General features: G+C 42.3%; 13 protein-coding genes and 1 tRNA gene. 5 read left to right on the forward strand and 9 right to left on the reverse strand.

Annotated elements, in window-relative coordinates:
• Positions 1-41 precede the first annotated feature (41 nt).
• The 5 genes from BLP33_RS10975 to BLP33_RS10995 form a co-directional block, all read right to left on the reverse strand.
• Complete coding sequence (locus BLP33_RS10975; protein WP_090527715.1) at positions 42-3,731, reverse strand: hypothetical protein; 3,690 nt, start codon at positions 3,729-3,731, stop codon at positions 42-44.
• Between the two features lie 1,140 nt (positions 3,732-4,871).
• A tRNA-Arg gene (locus tag BLP33_RS10980) sits at positions 4,872-4,945 on the reverse strand.
• A gap of 141 nt (positions 4,946-5,086) precedes the next feature.
• Positions 5,087-5,893 (reverse strand): polysaccharide deacetylase family protein, encoded by an 807-nt coding sequence (locus BLP33_RS10985; RefSeq protein ID WP_090527718.1) that lies wholly within the window; start codon positions 5,891-5,893, stop codon positions 5,087-5,089.
• Entirely contained in the window at positions 5,874-6,842 is a 969-nt protein-coding gene (locus BLP33_RS10990) for a glycosyltransferase family 2 protein (RefSeq protein ID WP_090527721.1), read from the reverse strand. Before BLP33_RS10990 ends, BLP33_RS10985 begins: the two co-directional genes overlap by 20 nt.
• A 270-nt stretch (positions 6,843-7,112) precedes the next feature.
• A complete protein-coding gene (locus BLP33_RS10995; protein ID WP_090527724.1) occupies positions 7,113-8,294 on the reverse strand; it encodes a glycosyltransferase family 87 protein in 1,182 nt (393 codons plus the stop codon).
• Positions 8,295-8,402: 108 nt separating this feature from the next.
• Between BLP33_RS10995 and BLP33_RS11000 the strand changes: the two genes are divergently transcribed.
• Positions 8,403-9,332: a Nif3-like dinuclear metal center hexameric protein gene (locus BLP33_RS11000; RefSeq protein ID WP_090527727.1), complete on the forward strand. Its 930-nt coding sequence runs from the start codon at positions 8,403-8,405 to the stop codon at positions 9,330-9,332.
• A 329-nt stretch (positions 9,333-9,661) separates the two neighbouring features.
• Positions 9,662-10,522 carry an N-acetylglucosamine kinase gene (locus BLP33_RS11005; protein WP_090527730.1) on the forward strand — a complete coding sequence of 287 codons (861 nt, stop codon included), beginning with the start codon at positions 9,662-9,664 and terminating at the stop codon, positions 10,520-10,522.
• A gap of 340 nt (positions 10,523-10,862) precedes the next feature.
• On the opposite strand, the gene BLP33_RS11010 is transcribed toward BLP33_RS11005, so the two are convergent.
• The gene (locus BLP33_RS11010; protein ID WP_371328320.1) at positions 10,863-11,555 is read right to left on the reverse strand and encodes an NUDIX hydrolase; all 693 of its coding nucleotides are present in this window, start codon (positions 11,553-11,555) and stop codon (positions 10,863-10,865) included.
• Between the two features lie 129 nt (positions 11,556-11,684).
• Here BLP33_RS11010 and pfkA point away from each other — a divergent pair, with 129 nt between their 5' ends.
• Genes pfkA through gap form a run of 3 tightly spaced genes read left to right on the forward strand, consistent with a single transcriptional unit; the run spans position 11,685 to position 14,529 of the window.
• The gene (pfkA, locus tag BLP33_RS11015; protein WP_090527738.1) at positions 11,685-12,671 is read left to right on the forward strand and encodes a 6-phosphofructokinase; all 987 of its coding nucleotides are present in this window, start codon (positions 11,685-11,687) and stop codon (positions 12,669-12,671) included.
• A gap of 7 nt (positions 12,672-12,678) precedes the next feature.
• Positions 12,679-13,527 (forward strand): hypothetical protein, encoded by an 849-nt coding sequence (locus BLP33_RS11020; protein WP_090527741.1) that lies wholly within the window; start codon positions 12,679-12,681, stop codon positions 13,525-13,527.
• A 6-nt stretch (positions 13,528-13,533) separates the two neighbouring features.
• Complete coding sequence (gap, locus tag BLP33_RS11025) at positions 13,534-14,529, forward strand: type I glyceraldehyde-3-phosphate dehydrogenase (RefSeq protein ID WP_090527744.1); 996 nt, start codon at positions 13,534-13,536, stop codon at positions 14,527-14,529.
• Between the two features lie 337 nt (positions 14,530-14,866).
• Here gap and BLP33_RS11030 read toward each other — a convergent pair whose 3' ends face one another.
• The 3 genes from BLP33_RS11030 to BLP33_RS11040 all read right to left on the reverse strand — a co-directional run bounded on the left by BLP33_RS11030 (position 14,867) and on the right by BLP33_RS11040 (position 18,658).
• Entirely contained in the window at positions 14,867-16,123 is a 1,257-nt protein-coding gene (locus tag BLP33_RS11030) for a type IX secretion system plug protein (RefSeq protein ID WP_090529608.1), read from the reverse strand.
• A gap of 5 nt (positions 16,124-16,128) precedes the next feature.
• Positions 16,129-16,560: a hypothetical protein gene (locus BLP33_RS11035; protein ID WP_090527747.1), complete on the reverse strand. Its 432-nt coding sequence runs from the start codon at positions 16,558-16,560 to the stop codon at positions 16,129-16,131.
• A gap of 175 nt (positions 16,561-16,735) precedes the next feature.
• Positions 16,736-18,658 carry an ABC-F family ATP-binding cassette domain-containing protein gene (locus tag BLP33_RS11040; RefSeq protein ID WP_090527750.1) on the reverse strand — a complete coding sequence of 641 codons (1,923 nt, stop codon included), beginning with the start codon at positions 18,656-18,658 and terminating at the stop codon, positions 16,736-16,738.
• Positions 18,659-18,678: the final 20 nt, after the last annotated feature.

Genomic DNA, 18,678 nt, shown 5'->3' on the forward strand with positions numbered 1-18,678 from the left:
GTGATTAAGGTTAATTTTTTCATGTGATTGGTTCTAATTTGTTATTGTCCCTGGTAATGGTAATCTGTATGTTTAACGATGTTGCCGTCTTTATCCCTGATGTTTTGCAAACGTCCGAGGCCGTCATATTCGTAGTACGAGGCATTGTTCTTCGGATCTATCGAACTGGTCACGCCGATCAGCGGCGTATAAGTATAGGTGGTCATCTGAGCGCCCTTCGGATATAACCTGAGTTCATCAATATTACCTGTACCTGATACGGCAACTGTCGTCTGCCCGGTAACCTGGTGCTCGTAATAGGTCCACCCGTTAATAGTCCCTCCTTTCAGCGGGTAACCGGCTACGGTACCGGCTATGGCTAACGCCGATCCATTGCGGGTCCAGTATGATATTACATAGGTATTAGCTGCGGTCAAGTTGCCTTTGGTGATACCGCCATTAGAAAGGTTATAGGATTTATAGCCTGAAAATGCTGCGGTAACGCTATCTCGCTGGGTTGACGCTACTGCCCAGTGGCCTGTTCCCTCCGTCTCGAAAGAGGTATAAGCGACCGACAACGTGTCCGCGTTCTTCACCTGGGCGACTGGTGACATCTGGCGGTAGTCCCAGATAATGCTTATCGGTAACTGACCTGTTGCCGTATATTGCGCAATATTGTTCTTATCATCATACGCATCGAAGTTAATCAGCTGGCGGTACCGGCTGTCCTGGTTAATGGTATTCCCGCTTACCGACATCGGTACAAAATCCGTTACCGGCTTGATCACATCAAGCTTATACATCTTGTCTGACACTACCGTTCCCGATGAAAGCTGACGGAACCTGCTTACAGATGCCCCCGCTACGTACCCAGTGGATGATCCTTTATAATACAGGCTGTCCCGCTTTTCTATTGTCGTAGCGACCATGTTTCGCCGGATCAGCGTATCGAGTACAGTGTTTCCTGTCACTCCTCCCCCTGTAATGTAATCCTGAGGGTAAGTGGTTCTTGATACATGGCGATCTCCTTTTTCATCAGTCATGCTGCTCCGGGTCAACTGGTAATGCAAAGGATTATCGTAAAAACTTTTGTTGCTCACCGTTACAAATTTCGTAGTGTCATTCTGATCATACGTAATTTCCCTGACAGAATCCTGTAACACCCGTTCCGATTTCAATAATGGGTAAAACAATGCGATCATTTCAACAGGAACCCCGGCGTTACCGTTGCAATCCCCGATGCCTGTTCCCCCAGAACCTATTGGCCAGGCCAGGAAGTATTTGGGGTTAAAATATACGTTGCGGTTTGCCGTATGATAATAATTATAGGTTTCATGAACTTTATAATAATTGCCGCCTGTATTCCTGTATTCTTTTTTTGATAACAGCGAACCGTTTAAATGGTTGCCTATGTTTAACGTTCCAGGCCTCCGGAAACCATTATAATTAATGACGGAATCGGGAGAATTGAAGAAATTGTAAACGCTTTTCCCGATATCAGCATTGGTTACGGGATCAATAGTTCTTTCGTTGACCTGGGAGTACCCTACGATATTGCCCTGTATCACACTGGTTAAACCGGTATTGCTGGTACCCAAAATGACCACACTGGGGCAAACACCCTGATTGATCGTATTAGCAACAAACTCCTTGTGGATATAGGATGGGAATGACATCAGCCTCCCATAGGTATATTGATCAGATCCGGAAGTGTACCCATAATCCCAAATACGTTTTTTTGTTATCGTTACGTTATCCGAATAATCAGTTATGGAGTTGATCCTGATCCCCCCTGCGATCTCCTTGTGGATACCATTGCTCTGATGTACGCGCAGTTTATAGCCCTGATAGGTTACCTGTACATGAATAAGCGAGAAGTCAGTTGTGGGAATACTGGGATCTACGTATGAATTCCAGGTATAAATGGTGCTTGATTGCGTAGGCGCATGAAGGGTTACACTGGTACTGCACGCCGGTCCACCACAACTCAGGTTACTACTGGACAGGTCGACAACGCTCCCGTTCACCGAAAAGTACAGTTTTCCGTAAGTTGCCCTGTCAGCCGGAGGCCAGCCGGAATTGATTTTCGAAACAAAGGCCACATTGACTGTTGCATCTGTACCGGCTACGATGTGGCTAAGGTCAAAAGTCCCGTTTTTTGCGCCATACGTGCTGATCACAAAAACTGTATCAATAGTCACCTGGTCAAGCTGTGGGTATTCGGTAACACCAATGATAGACTTATCATAATCATATTCATTGGCCGAATATTCGAATACGGTTTTGCCTCCTGTAGGATAAACGACCTGTTGCAGCGAAAATAGCTGCATATACTGAGATGAGGGAGAGCGGTCGGCCCCTGTGAAATTTACCTGCAAGCCTGCCGACCCACTTGCCTCATAAGAAGTGCTCGTGGTTGGGATCAGCGTGGTATTTCCTGTGGCTCCATTAAAAAAGCCCCAGTGGTCAACACCATAATTATGTTTTCCGGCCAGGGAACTTCCGTCTTCATTATAGATAAAACGGTATGGTTTGACCGATAAACTGCCGTTTACCTCCTTGACACTATCCAGCCGGAGCCTTGACATCTCTGGTTTATTTGCAGCGTTCGCGTTAAAATAGGAATAATACAAGTCGTTTTCCTTGATCATTTTCAATCCAGCTTTGCTTTTTGAATAAACTTTAATGTCATTTAACTTGCTACCGCCAGAAAGGTCCGGGCGAATGTTGTCGAAATCAAAAACAATCCTTCCGTTAGTAAAATCAATACTTTGCAATACCGAATTGGTATAAGTTGTGGCGGTGACCGGCGCCGGGTAAAGCCCCTGGTTGCCGCAACCAAAACTATAGCTCAACATTGGTTGCTCTGCTACGGTTACTGCGCCGTTTGATGCATAATTAAAGGTAATTACATCATTTTCCTGCGTAATTATTTTACTAAGGTGCCAGGTACTTAACTGGTCGGGACTTGAGCTTGACCCGCCATATTCCTTATCATTAAAAAAATAACGGACACCCTTCTCATCTGTAACGATAAATGTATTGGCGGCAGTTAGTTGGATCCTGATATTATCCTGCTTTTCCAGAACCACGGTTTTATCCGGCCGTATGATAAACTTGCCGCTCATCCCCAAGAAATTAAAGCTATAACTATCCGGCTCCATATCTGAAGGGCTTGTTCCGGAGGTCGCAGTCGAAAAAACATGCGAATAATCCATAACAGTTCCGTTGGTCAAATAGACCAGATAACTGCAATTAAAATCAAAAATGTATTTATTGATATTCAGCATCGGCATTTCCGGGTGTTTGGGATCGCCGTTGCCATTGGCCGGTTGATTGTCAGCCAAATCACCTGGAATCAATGGAAGTTCGGCGGATCCGAAGTACCCGCTGTAAAAATCGTCTTTATCCCGGACGGTGCGGGAGATCATTCCTCCGGCATTCAGAGCCCATCCAAGACCTGTCCAGCCTGACTCTTCGTTAAGCCGGATACCTCCGGTATGATAGTTTAAACTGATCGGCATACTAAGGCCTTTAGCCTGTATCGTATAAACCGGTACGGAAACATCTGCAGTTCCGGTATATGGACTCACCGGTACATCTGCAAATTTCATCAAGACTGCCGCGTTTGGCGAAGGCGGCAGTACATTAGGCACATATGGCGGCGGACTTGTTTGCGCAAATAAATTTATAGTAATGAATAGCGCACAACATAGCAGCGCTAATACTTTGATTGGTTGCCGTGATAACATTAGGTGTAAAAATTTAGGTAAGGGAAAAGTTGATAGGTTTTTTACTTGAGCGTTTTGAAGGTTAAACTATGATGGGCGGCGGTATTTTTGTTGACATGCGATAAGGATTTTAGTGCTTGGTTTACATTAACAAAACTAACAGATTTTTTTACAGTTGCAACTTTTTTTGAATACCTCTTTCTGCCGTCATACTAAAACCACATCAAGATCGATATCTTAAAGATTTTTCTCCAGTAGTGAAACTTGTCAATCGAAAGCAGATACCAGCCGTTTTTATGGAGGTTATGATTGCCGAAGCAATATATGAATTGACTATAGTAAAGTAATGTATAGAAATAATAGCTCTCAATACTATTCTTAAAAGGTCACTGATTTCAATTGACTGCAAAGTTCATTTAACAGTCGTTTGTAAAACTATCGGATTCAGTGACCTTTTAAGTCGAGTGGTGGAAATGCCACCCCAAACAATCAAACCAAACACAACATTGAGCGTCTACAACCTCATTCTACTTTTCTAATTTATTTATCAATTTCACTTTATAAGGGTAATTACAAGGCCATCGAAATTATTAGAAAGGCAGTTACAAGGCTTACCTTTTAAATGAAACTGGTTGAATAGCGAACTTTAACGCTATACTCAATTCTAACTTTTCTTATTTTTATTGAAATGTTACTTTTATAAGGGTAATTACAAGATTCTATAAAAAATTAGAAATGGAAAGGAGAGCAAGAAATGAATTATTAGGCAAAGTTACGCTTATAGCTGCTGAAGCGTGGCAAGGAACTACGGCATAAACACAAGCCAACGCGCAGCCTCTCATTTATTCCGTTCCTCCTTGCACTTGATTGCTATAAGCGTGCATGGGCATCATAATTCATTCACTCATTAATCTTCGTAACTATGCAATCACAAAGTATCATTAAGCTGTTCACAGCTAAAATTGAATTGAAAATGCGCCAAAAATGCGCCAAATACACCTTCAAAACTTTAAATTACAACACAGAAAGAGTAAATTAACAAATCACCAAACTATTCAATTAATTAACCAACAAGTTTCAAAAACAGCGTTTAGAGTATCAATAGCCCGTTTTAGCCAATAAAAAAGCCCCTTAGATAAATCTAAGAGGCTGTAGAAGATGTGATCCCATTTGGATTCGAACCAAAGACCTACAGATTAGAAATCTGTTGCTCTATCCAGCTGAGCTATAGGACCATCGCACCTAAACTACAAATATAAGCATGGTTTCGAACCCATGGTATACTGTATATTTTTTTGCGGTGCAAATATGCAAAATTATGCTGAAAATAACAATCAATTTGGTAATTGATTTGCTATAAGCTGCTTAACAGCTTGTTAATGTAATACGGGCTCTTGTTTATTTTTGTTTTTAATTGTTTCACAAAATCCGTCCGTCCGTCCAAAGGTGTAACCCTTGTCCATTGCCCAATCGATAAAATCAGCTATCCTTCGTGCAAAAGCTTCGCCCGAGTTTCTGGAAACATAGCCCGGGAAGCCGAACTTTTCTTTATCGTGCAGGTCGGTAAATTCCCAGGGGTGGAAATACAAGTTCAGATAACCGTCTTTTTTTTGCGTTGCCGAAGCCATACGTTTTAATAAAGATAGCGGCAAATTATGAAAGCTTAGCCAAAACAGCGGAAAGCGTACCAACGGCGAAACCGAAGCCGGAATCTGCAGCACATCATGGTCATAAAACCAGGTACGTGGTTTATCAAAATTATTATACCGCCCGGGCAGCCAGGTTGGGTTTATAGACGAGTTATACTCATAGCCGGCTTTTGCTATTTCAGTCTCATCAACAGGCATCATCCGTGCCATGCGGAAGCCTGTTACTTCAGTTCCGGAAATATCCTCCAAGGCCAGCTTCGACTGCCTTAAATGTTCGGCCTTAAAATCTGAATGATAATACCCGTGTGATGCTATCTCATGCCCTTCGGCTACCATCCTTTTGATAACTTCGGGCTTATGATTGGCGTAATTAGCTGTGCAAAAGAAGGTAACCTTTATACCTCTGTCTTTTAATAAATCGAGTACCGTGTTGGTACCCCTTGTCGAAATTTCAAGCTGCTCATCAAATGGTATTGATTTACCGTACTCAAACGGCATATCAAACTCTTCAACATCAAACCCTAATAAAATCATTATTTACAATAACAACGTTTGACGACCGGATGATATAATGCGGGCGATGTTTAGACTGCATAAATATTTTGCCAACATACACTCCAATAACACTCATTACAAGTAACTGAAGGCCGCCAAAAAAGGCTATGGTAGCAATAATTGATGCCCATCCCGAAACTGCGTAACCTAAAAAGTAGCTTACTAATACATAAGGGATATACAAAATAGCCAGTGATGAAACCAGTAACCCAATTAACGATACAATATAAAGCGGCCTTGCACTGAAGGCTACGATACTGCCTACAGCAAGTTTAACCAGCTTTGCAAACGAGTAGCTTGCCTCGCCGGTATGCCGTTTTGATGGCACATAAGGAATGCCAACCTGTTTATAACCCGCCCACTTAATTATCCCCCTAAAAAAGATCTCGTACTCATCAATGAGCTTAAGCTGCTTCACAACCTTTTCGTCAATCAGCCTGAAATCGGCGGTACCATTTTCCATCTTGATATCCGAAAGCATGTTAAGGCCTTTATAAAACAATTTTGACGTAACTTTCTGATAACCCTTGCCATGAGGGTTTTCGCCTTCGCGATAGGTGTAAACAATATCATAGCCATTTTCCCAAAGGTTTAACATCTTCAGGATCAGCTGTGGCGGGTGCTGCAAATCAGCATCCATTGTTATCACGGCATCGCCCTGCGCCATTGCAATACCGGCCTTAAGAGCATAATCTTTACCAAAGTTGCGCGAAAGTTCTACATAAAATACATTGGAATGCAGCTCGGCATTGATCTTTAACTCATTCAGGGTATTATCGCGGCTTCCGTCGTCAACAAAGATCAGCTCATAGGCATATCCCGTGGGCGAAAGTGTTTCACGAAGTTGCTCAATTAAATAACTAATGTTTTTTTCTTCGTTATGAGAGGGTATAACAATAGAGATCTTCTTATCGGCAAGGTAAGTCATAGTTATACTATGGATTTTTAATTGTAATAGGTGGTATAGTAATTAAAGCTTATATTTGAATACCTTTTAGGCACCGCTTTTTTACTTAAATAACCTTACGCTAATTTGTTACAAAATGTAACTGCCGTAATCAGATTTAAATAAAGGTGTCAAATTCCTCAAATGTAACTTTTATGTTACAAACATAAAAATTATTTATTAATCTGCAAGTTTTCCGGGGTTTACATCAAAAATTAGCCCCTGCAGAATTGTTTTCATATCAGTAATCCTCTAAACTGCGGCCGTATTCAATACACTTTTCTTTTCGCCCGCAAAATCCCTGGTGAGCGTTTCGTAAATTATTTTAAGCCAGATCAAAAAGCAGGGTATCGATTTTAGTTTATAAGGAACAATATATTGGGTACGGATAAAGGAGGGAAAAAGATCTGAAGGCGAAAGACTTGTTATCAACAGCGTCAAAACCAACAGGAAAATCTCGAAGCCGGTTACCGGGCGGTTTAAATTCATAAACCAAACGGCTACCCCGACAAAAGCAATGATATAAGTTGATGATTCGGCCGAACTGCTGAATATCACCGCAAAGATCAGCACCGACGATAGGATGAGCCGCTGATATTCCAAAATTTTATAAGCGCCTATGCGCAGGTATGAAAGTGTGAACAGCACTAGCGCCGGTCCTATTACATACATATTTTTGAGGTCCTCATAATGAGATATCCTTCGGATAAAACCGGTAACGCAAATCTCCTGCATTAACGAATGTTGATTACCTGAATTTTTGATCATAAGGTCGGTATACCAGTCGTGATAAGTTTGGATGATAAACGAAGGTGACGAAATAGCCATCGGCAACACAAACAACACTACCGACCAAAATATAAAGCTGAGCACAAACCTTGGTTTGTTGGTTGAAAAGAAAAAGAAAGCCAGTCCAACTATACCGTACAGCTTGATGAACGCACCAAGGGCAATCATTAATGCAGCCCAAAAATCCTGTTCGCGTTTGATAAAATTAAACCCCAATATGATCAGCGCCGCTATCATGGGGTTGCTCTGCACATTGGCCGATGCCGTCATCAGCTCATGGGCGCACAACAAAAGCACAATAACATACTGATCTTTTTTTAGCGGCAATAATTGAATAGCCTTAAACAGGATAAACGCATTAAACATCACCCATAAAATAACCCCGATACTATCTGGCAGGATAGAAAATGGCGCCATGATTATTGAAAATACCGGTCCATAGTGGTTCAGGTCATAATAATGCTCGGGCTGGTAAGCGTACAGGTTATGCTGATGAATGGTATTTAAAAAGTTATATTTAAATATGGTGTAATTGTTAAAGCCCTGGTGGGCTAAAACACCTTTAATTACCAAAAATAAACTTAGGCCAAACCATAAAGAATATACAAAAGGTTTGTTGGTGATAAGCTTAGCAAGTTTTTGCACGGATTAGGGGTCTTTAAATTTATGCGAAGATATAAATATGTCACACAATTATTACAAATCCCTAAATTAACTTACCTGTGCTATCTTTGATCAAACCCAATCATTACCATGAAACCAAACCCCTCCCCCATCAAGCATAACCCCGATCGCCGTAAATTTATTGGTCAGTTAGGTGCCTTAGCCGGTACTGCAGCATTGTTGTCGGCTCCATTTGCTGCCGATGCCATCATCTTTACTAACCCTGACGAACAAGTTACTGTAGGGCAAATCATCGATCTGTTTATGAAACAAGTGCCGGGCGCTCCCTTCCCTAATACGGTTGATACCCTAAAATCGGGTAACCGCGATATTGTTGTTACCGGCATAGTTACCACCATGTTTGCAACCATTGGCATTATTGAAAAAGCAATCAGCTTAGGGGCTAATTTTATCATAGCACACGAACCAACTTTTTATAACCATGCCGATGAAACCACCTGGCTGGCCAACGATGACGTATTTCAGTATAAAAAACAATTGCTCGACAAGCACAACATTGCGGTTTGGCGCAACCATGATACCATACATAGCCTTAAACCCGATGGCATTGGCATTGGTTTGTTAAAGCAGCTTGATTGGGTAAGCTATTACAAACCCGAAACAGGGAACCTGTTAACCATTCCGTCTATCTCCTTAAGTTCGCTTATCGATACACTTAAAAAGAAGCTAAAAATTGAGAAGGTACGCTACATTGGCAATCCATCACAAAGCTGCCAAAAGGTGCTGCTGTTACCTGGAGCGGCCGGCGGTAAAAGACAGATCACCGAAATGAGCACCAAAAAACCAGATGTACTGATTTGCGGTGAAATTTCAGAATGGGAAACTGCCGAATATGTGAGGGATGCCCAAGCCAAAGGCGATAAACTTTCATTAATTGTATTAGGGCATATTGCCAGCGAAGAACCGGGTTCGGAGTTTATGATAGGATGGCTGAAGCAAAACGTACCCGGCATTAAAGCCACACACATTCACCCGGGTAATTCACTTGCGTTTATGTAACCCGTTTGTAATACAAAATACACGTTTTAGCATTAATTAAAGCCAATATTTTGCTTAATAATGTAACATTGCGTACAATTGTAAATTACTCTGTTTTTAAATTGTAGGGCGCACTGCTTATCTGTAAACTTTACATTTAAAAAAAGGTATAGTTGACCTGATTAATTATTGATAACAATGGTATAAAAGCACCATTTAAAGTTTAATTTATACAAAAAAGTAGCTATAATTTAAGTAAAAATCGCAATTTTCAATTTTTAAAATACTAAGTGTTTTTTTTACAATAAGTAAATCCTACTTTTAACCGATTTTTAAAAAAACAAAAATTTATGATCATAATTGCTGACGGTGGCTCAACCAAAACAAATTGGTGCCTGGTTACCGAAGAGGGAAAAAAAGTTTACTTCAATACCGAGGGTTATAACCCCTACTTTTCAAGTACAGAGTATATTATACAGTCACTGAACGAAAGCCTGCCAACCGATCTTGAAAAAAACCTGATCACAGAGGTAAATTACTATGGTGCCGGCTGTTCAACCCCCGAAATGCGCAAAATTGTTGAGGAAGCTATGAAAGTAGTTTTCGTTGGCGCAAAGGTTAATATTGGTCATGACCTGCTTGCTGCTGCCCGTGCCCTGCTTGGCAACAGCGAAGGTTTTGCCGCTATATTAGGTACCGGAACCAATACCTGCATTTATGATGGTAAAGAAGTTGTACACAATATTGATTCGGGCGCCTATATTCTTGGTGACGAAGGCAGCGGTTGCTACATCGGCAAAAAGCTGTTAACAGATTACCTGCGCGGTTATATGCCTGAGCCTGTACGTGCCCTTTTCTGGGAAACTTACAAACTTACTCCTGATGATATCAATGAGCAGGTTTATACCCAGCCGCGTGCTAACCGTTTTTGTGCAAGCTTCAGCAAATTTGTTTACGATAACAACGTACACATCGAATATTCACGCAACCTGGTACGTACCTCGTTCGAAGATTTCTTTCGCAACCTGGTAACCCACTACCCTGATTACCAAAAATACACTTTCAACTGCATCGGTTCGGTAGGTTATAACTTCCGTAACGTGCTGGAAGAAGTAGTTACTGAAAATGGCATGGTTGTTGGCAACATCATCCGCTCGCCTATAGATAACCTGGTGAAATACCATTTGGAATTAGCACCTTCTTCTTTATAGTTAGAAGCAAGACATCAAGAATCCAGACCTAAGACGTCAAGATTTTAGCTAAAAAGGACTGGAACATTTTCCGGTCCTTTTGCTTTTTACGTGTTCTTCAACAAATGAATGGGATGATTCTGCCGTCTGTATACCTGTGTCACTACACTTTCTACAGATAGTGGATACCTGCCCCCTCCACCCGTCATTGCTTCGCGCCTCGCAATGACGGGGTGAAACGATCACTAAAAACAAAAGGGCTGGAAAATCTCCCAACCCTTCTGTCTTATAATTCTATTTCTTTCTTGGCTCTTGATTCTTGACTTCCTGACTCTGTCCTGACTTCCTGACTCTCTAAAAGCTATACCAAATTCATCTCTCCCTGAAAAATCTTGCCGTACTTACGTTTATCAAACTTGTACAGTTTAGCGGCGCGGTATGATACCCCCTTCTGCTTTTCATCAAGCTCCTTCAAAAAGCCATAGCTGAGCATCTTTTTGCGAAAATTGCGTTTATCAAGCTTCTTATCCAAAACAGCCTCATAAAGCGACTGCAATTGGGTAAGCGTAAATTTTTCGGGCAATAGCTCAAACGCTATCGGCTGGTAGTGTAGCCGGCGCTTTATCTTATTGAACCCTGTTTTAAAGATCTCACTATGGTCAAACGCCAGTTTAGGCAATTCGCTTACCGGATGCCAGAATGCTTTTTTGGCATATTGGGTAACCGGTCGTAATTCCTTTTGCCCGTTTATGCGGATCAATGCATAGTAAGCAACCGTAATTACACGGCCCTGGGGGTGGCGGTTCACTTCGCCAAAAGTATGAAACTGCTGCATGTGCAAATCACGTAAACCTGTAAGCTCATACAGGATCCGCTCAGCCGCATCATCAATACTCTCGTCTTGCTCAACAATATAGCCGGGCAGTGCAAGCCAGTCTTTATATGGCTCCTCGTTTCGCTCAATAAGCAAAATTTTAAGCTCGCCGGCTTCAAAGCCGAATATCACGCAGTCAATCGAGAATACGGAATCAAACTTGGGTAACATTAGTTCCAAACTATTAGTGAGATTTAGTTAATAAGTTTAAAGATATAGCCTTAATTCCTAATCCAAAAAAAAATAAATAAAATTTAATGGTGTAATTTACACACAGTATCTTCGTAGCGTAAAATTAAGGAGCGAAAGATGCGTAAAATTTCAAAAATAGGGGTTTTAACTTCAGGCGGTGACGCCCCCGGAATGAACCCTTGTATACGTGCCGTTGTGAGGACCGCACTGTATAACGGGCTGGAAGTTGTAGGTATAAGGCAGGGTTATAAAGGCCTTATCGAAAACGACATGTATGAAATGGATAAACGCTCGGTAAGTAACATCCTTAATTTGGGCGGCACCATTTTAAAAACCGCGCGTTGCCTGCCTTTCAAAACTGACGAGGGCATGGAGATAGCATACCAAAACGCCAAAGCCCGTGGTATCGATGCCCTTGTGGTTATTGGCGGTGATGGTACTTTTACCGGTGCCCTGCGTTTTTCACGTAAGTATCCCGACATTGCAGTAATGGGCGTACCGGGTACAATTGATAATGACCTTTGCGGTTCAACCTATACCCTTGGTTTTGATACCGCTACCAATACGGTTATCCAGGCTATCGACAAAATCCGCGATACTGCCGATGCGCATGACCGCCTTTTCTTTATAGAGGTTATGGGCCGCGACTCGGGCGCTATTGCCTTGCGTGCAGGTATATCATGCGGTGCCGAAGCTATTTTACTTCCTGAACGCGCTACTGCTATTGATGATTTGATCGTAAACCTTAAAGAGGGCCACATGAACAAAAAATCATCAAGCATTGTAATTGTTGCCGAAGGTGATAAAAACGGCGGTGTTTATGACGTGGCAAAGGCTGTACAACAAGAAGTTAAAAATTACGACATAAAAGTTACTATCTTAGGCCACTTGCAACGGGGCGGTGCGCCGTCAAGCTTTGACCGTATTTTGGGCAGCAGGCTTGGCTTTGCTGCAGTTAACGCTTTGGTTGCCGGCGAATCACAAAAAATGGTAGGTTTGCAGGCCAATCAGATCATGATGACAGACCTGGAAGCAGCACTTAACCAGCACGAGTTTAAGCTTGAAGAAGACCTTTTACAAATGATGGATATATTATCGATATAGATTATTAATGATTGCAGTTGTTTATAGCGGATCGTACTTTGCACATTGGAGGCTTACTGATAAGGGAAGAACTGTTGCTTCCTTTAAAACCAATGGCATAAATCCCTATTTTAACGACGAGAAGCACATCCTTCAACTGCTCAATAAAAACATCAATCTTATACACCACGCCGAAGTGATCAGACGCATCTACTTTTTTGGTGCGGGCGCCTCGTCAGATGAGCGGAAGAAGATAGTACATAGTGCTTTTTCAACCTTTTTCAAGTTCGGAAAAGTTTCTGTCGAGCATGATATTGCCGGGGCGGCTATAGCCTGCTGTAAAAACGAACCCGGCATTGTGAGCATTTGCGGCAGCGGCAGCAACGCCGCCTGGTATGATGGAAAAAGAGTTTGGCCAAACAATTATGGCTTGGGTTATATCCTGGCCGATGAAGGATCGGGCAACTGGCTGGGCAGGCAGCTCATCAAGGAATTCATGAACGATACCCTGCCTCTATCTATCCGTAAAAAGTTTATACACAAATACGATGCAGACCGTAAAAATCTGCTCGAAAAGGTTTATCGTCAAAAGCAACCTGCTTTATTTTTAAGTTCCTTCACCGATTTTTATCTCGATAATAAAAACGATCATCATCTGCAAAACGTCATAAAAAAAGGATTTAGCAAGCTAATTTACACATATTTGTTACCTTTATATCAGCAACACCCGGGTACGTCTGTTCACTTTGCAGGCTCTGTTGCTTTTAATTTTCAGGAACACTTGTATGAAGCTGCCGCCGAAGCTGATCTGCAAATCACTAATATAATTAAAGAACCCATAAATAATTTATTAACCTACTATTCAAGTAAAAATTAAAAAATCATGAAAATAGGAATTAACGGTTTCGGCCGTATTGGCCGCCTGGCATTCAGGGCTGCAATTGAAAGACCAGACATTGAAGTTGTTGGTATTAATGACCTTGTTGAGCCGGATTACATGGCTTACATGTTAAAATACGATTCAACCCATGGTCAGTTCAATGGTACTATTGCTGTTGAAGGCGGTCATTTGGTTGTTAACGGTAAAACCATCCGCGTTACTGCCGAAAAAGACCCTGCTAACCTTAAATGGAATGAAGTAGGTGCTGAGGTTGTAATTGAATCAACCGGTTTGTTCTTAACTCAGGAAACTGCTCAAAAACACATCGACGCCGGTGCTAAAAAAGTAGTAATGAGCGCTCCTGCAAAAGATGATACCCCTACATTTGTAATGGGTGTTAACCACAAAGCGTTGAAAGCCGATCAAAACATCGTTTCAAACGCTTCATGTACTACCAACTGTTTAGCTCCTATCGCTAAAGTATTGGACGATAAATTTGGTATCGAAGAAGGTTTGATGACTACTGTACACGCTGTTACTGCAACTCAAAAAACAGTTGACGGCCCATCTGCAAAAGATTGGAGAGGTGGTCGTGGTGCTTACCAAAACATCATCCCTTCATCAACAGGTGCCGCTAAAGCTGTAGGTTTAGTTTTACCTCAGTTAAAAGGTAAATTAACAGGTATGTCATTCCGCGTACCAGTTGCCGACGTATCTGTAGTTGACTTAACTGTACGTTTGAAAAACGGTGCTTCATACGAAACCATCAAAGCTGCTATGAAAGAAGCTTCTGAAGGCGAATTAAAAGGTATCCTTGGTTACACTGAAGATGAAGTTGTATCTGAAGACTTTAAAGGCGATGTGCGTACTTCAATTTTCGACGCTAAAGCAGGTATCGGTCTGAATGATAACTTCGTAAAAGTTGTTTCATGGTACGATAACGAGTGGGGTTACTCAAACAAACTGATTGACCTTGTTCAGGAAATTGGCAAATTATAATCGCTGATTTTTTTAGATCATATAAAACGCCCTTCGGATAACCGGAGGGCGTTTTTTGTTAGAGAGGGCTTACTACGCCGCATGGATATTCAGAAAATTTATTAATTTGTAGCAGGCACCTACGCTTTAATATCTAACAATACATGAAAACTATTGATTGTGCAGATGTTTGAACTTTACTTTACAACCAATTGCCCCATTAACCCGCAGGTAGCAAAATCGTTTACAACTTGCAAGCCTCTGCAATTATTAACTATTAAAGTAGTCAGTAGTTCGTGCCAGTCCTGCTTTGCTGGTATTCAAAACCCTCTCAAAAGGGAGAGGATTTAGGAGAGATCTACCTCTTCGTCACCAACTCCCTATAACCCACCAGCTCATCCCAACGGGCCGCGGGAGGACGATAATAGGTAAGTACCTGGTATTCGTTTTCAGTTTCAAAGTGGCTGCCCTCAAAAGGGATATCATCAGCTTTGCCGGTTTTAGCATCTACCCAAACGTATTCATAATCATACACGCCTTGTTTTAGCAGCATGTTTACGGTGTATCTTCCGTTATCAAGCGGGTGTAGCTTGTTGCTATCATCAAGCCGGTAATTGTTAAACTGCCCTACCACATAAGGTGCTCCGTCTTTAGGATTTTTATTGGTTGATAACGTGAAGTATACGTGAGCGTAATCGGCATCGGTGGCCGGCGTGGTACCATCATTATTCAGGATGTAAAACTTACCGTCGTTATCGTACTGAAAAATGTAGTTGGGCTGGTCGCGCACGGGGTCGCCAAGCAGTACCACTACGTTAACGGAGTCTTTGTAAATTTTGGCTACCCTTTGCGAGTTAAGTTTGAGCGTACGCATATCAAACAGCCTGAACTCGTTACGGCCCGGAAAATCATTAATGCTTACATCATTATAAATTAACTGCGAACCACGAATATAAGTTGGCTGCCCGTTAAGCACCGCCGTTTCGGTACGGGCGTTTTGCATAATAAAAGTACGCAGGGCATAAGCCGGGTTCTGCACAACAAGGCCCGAATAATCAACCGTAAAATTGATTTTTTGATTAGTTTGCCGGATAGCATTATTGGCCGAAGCTACCAGATCGGCAGCTATCGAAACACGTTTGCCCAGCACGTACAAGCGGCGGGTAAGCACCATTTTGTTTTGATCGCCATCTTCATAAACCTTCAGCACATAGTTGCCCGATATTTTGGGGGCGATGTTATTGTTGGGCAACGAAATTTCGTAATGGGTATATTTTTGCATGGTGCCGGTTGAGTAGCTGTAATTGTACAGCCGGTCGTCGGTAAAGCTTTGCAGGTACTCGGCAGATGAAAGGTTTGACGAGTTCCAATTAGCATCGCAATGCTCAATGGTATAATAGTAATTACGGCTGCCCCCGCGCAGGTCATCGAAAGTTAGCAGCACCTTTTCATCGGCCCCCAAATTAATAACCGGGAAAGAGCCCTGCTTGGCAGTGTTATAAAACTCAACGCTTTTTATAGCCGGAGAGTAAACGTTGTTGTTGTAGGGGGATTGTTGTGCAAAGCTTTGTTGAGCAAATAAGATAAAGAGCGCAATACTCAAAAAAAATCTCATCAATTTCATTCCTCTTCAATATTTGTTTTATCCTGCAGCCAATTCTGCCTGACATCAAAACTAAACAATGCAATTGACAAAAATAAGAATGGGGCGCCTGTAGCAAATGTAAACTTAGCACCACCATCGTTGGACATATTATGTGTCTGGTAAAATAAACCTGTCCACATAAATATAACACCAATAAGCCGTGTAATTACATGCATTCTGTGTGTACCGAAAAACAACAAAAGTTGTCCGATAAAAAAGAACAACGCTGATGCCGCAAGGGTGTCTTCATTATTATTGGATAGTTGTAATGAAAACTTAAGCCCTTTTGCTATCGGGGCCATGATTTCAATCAACATCATTGGTACCGCGCCGTGACCTGCCCCAACTATAATAAGGCAACTGGATATTATTATAGCAATGACAAGGCTACGGTATTGATTGGTCATTTATTAATTTAGGTTTATAGTCGCTATTACAACGCAATAGCGACTTTCGTGTTCATCAGGGCCCTCTTCGAGAGACCCTGATGGGACGTTAATTGATGGGACGTTAATTCACAATAACAGTTTACTCCACACGCTCATCAAAGCCCTCTCCCTTTCGGGGAGGGTTGGGTGGGGTTTACGATTCCAACTCCAATATCTGCTCGGCAAGTGCTTCCCACTTTTCCTGCAATTGTTTCAGTTCGGTTTGTTTGGCGCTGTAGGCAGCGTTGGTTTGTTTTAATTTGGCGTTATCGCTGTATATTTTTTCGTCGGCCAGCTGGGTTTCAAACTGCTTTACTTCTTTTTCAAGGTCGGCAATTTGTTGTTCCATTTTGGCCAGGTCCTGGTTCAGTTTTTTAAGCTGCTGATGTTTGTTTTCGCCTTGCGGCTGTTTAGCCGGCTCGGGCTTTTTCTCTTCCTTTTTAGGCTGAGGTGCCGGCGCGGCAGCTTTGGGCTCCAGTTTACGTTTGGCATACCATTCATCAAACTCGGCATAAGTACCCGGATAAATCTTGATCTTCTGATCTTCAATAAACCAAATCTTATTGGCTACATTATCAAGGAAATACCTGTCGTGCGATACCACAATGAAAGTACCCTCATACTGGTCAAGCGCCTGGATCAGGATATTAACCGACTGCATATCCAGGTGGTTGGTAGGCTCATCCAGTACCAGGAAGTTAGCATCGGCAGTAAGCGCTTTAGCCAGTGCTACGCGCGATTTTTCACCACCCGAGAGTACTTTGATCTTCTTAAACACATCGTCACCGGTGAACAGGAATGAACCTAAAATGGTACGCAACTCGGTATCAGTATGTTTGGGGGCAAATGATTGCAGCTCCTGTAATATCTGATTTTCGAGGTGTAAAGATTCCAGTTGGTGCTGGGCAAAAAAAGTAGTAGTTACGTTATGACCAGTGGTTACCGTACCAGTGTAATCTTTATCGGCAGATGCAATAATGCGCAACAGGGTTGATTTACCTTTACCGTTGGCACCGATGAGTGCAATTTTATCACCTTTTTCAATTACAGCTTCGGCGTGGTCAAGAATATCGATAGCAGGGTATTTTTTGGTGATATCCTCTAAAGTGATCACGTGCCTACCCGACTGTTTGCTGAAACGGAAAGCGAAGTTAACGGATGGATTATCGTCATCCACATCGTCAATACGCTCCATCCTATCCAGCATTTTGATGCGGGATTGCGCCATTTTAGCTTTAGAAGCCTTAGCACGGAAACGCTCGATCAAACGCTCTTCCTGTTTAATTTTTGATTGCTGGTTTTTAAACTCACCGCGCTGAATTTCTTCGCGCAGGGCCTTTTCTTCGAGATAGAAAGAGTAGTTGCCCGCGTAAACGGTAAGCTTGCCTTTGCGCGATTCAACGGTACGGTTGATAACCTTATCCAGAAACCACCTATCGTGCGATACGATGATGATAGCACCGGTAAAAGCCTTCAGGTAATCTTCCAGCCATTGGATAGATGGCAAGTCGAGGTGGTTGGTAGGCTCATCCAGCAGCAGGATATCAGGTGCCTGCAACAGGATCTTGGCCAGCATTACACGCATGCGCCATCCACCCGAAAAGGTGCTCAGCTTACGCTTGCAATCGTCATCGCTAAAACCCAAACCGGCTAAAATTTCGTGGGCTTTATATTCGATATTGTAACCGTCAAGCAGTTCAAACTCATGCTGCTTGTCGCTCAGTTTATTTAAAAGATCTTCGCTATAATCCGTTTCCAGCTTTTTAAGCAGGTTCTCTATCTCGTCGTGCAGTTGGTTCTGGCGCTCAAAGGCTTCCATAGCCACGTGTACGATGTTTTTATCAGATGAGTATGAAAGCAGATCCTGGTTAAGGTACCCCATGGTAAGGTCCTTAGCCATTGAAACAGTTCCGGAGGTAGGCTTATAGTCGCCTACAATAATTTTTAAAAGGGTGGTTTTACCAGTACCGTTGGCACCAATTAAACCAATTTTTTCACCGGGTTTAATATGCCAGTTGGCTTCATCATATAAGGCCCGCGCACCAATCTCGAACGTAAGGTTATTTATAGCAATCATTTACGCGCAAAGATACGCTT

Source organism: Mucilaginibacter sp. NFR10 (assembly GCF_900100445.1).
GTDB classification, from domain to species: Bacteria; Bacteroidota; Bacteroidia; order Sphingobacteriales; family Sphingobacteriaceae; genus Mucilaginibacter; species Mucilaginibacter rubeus.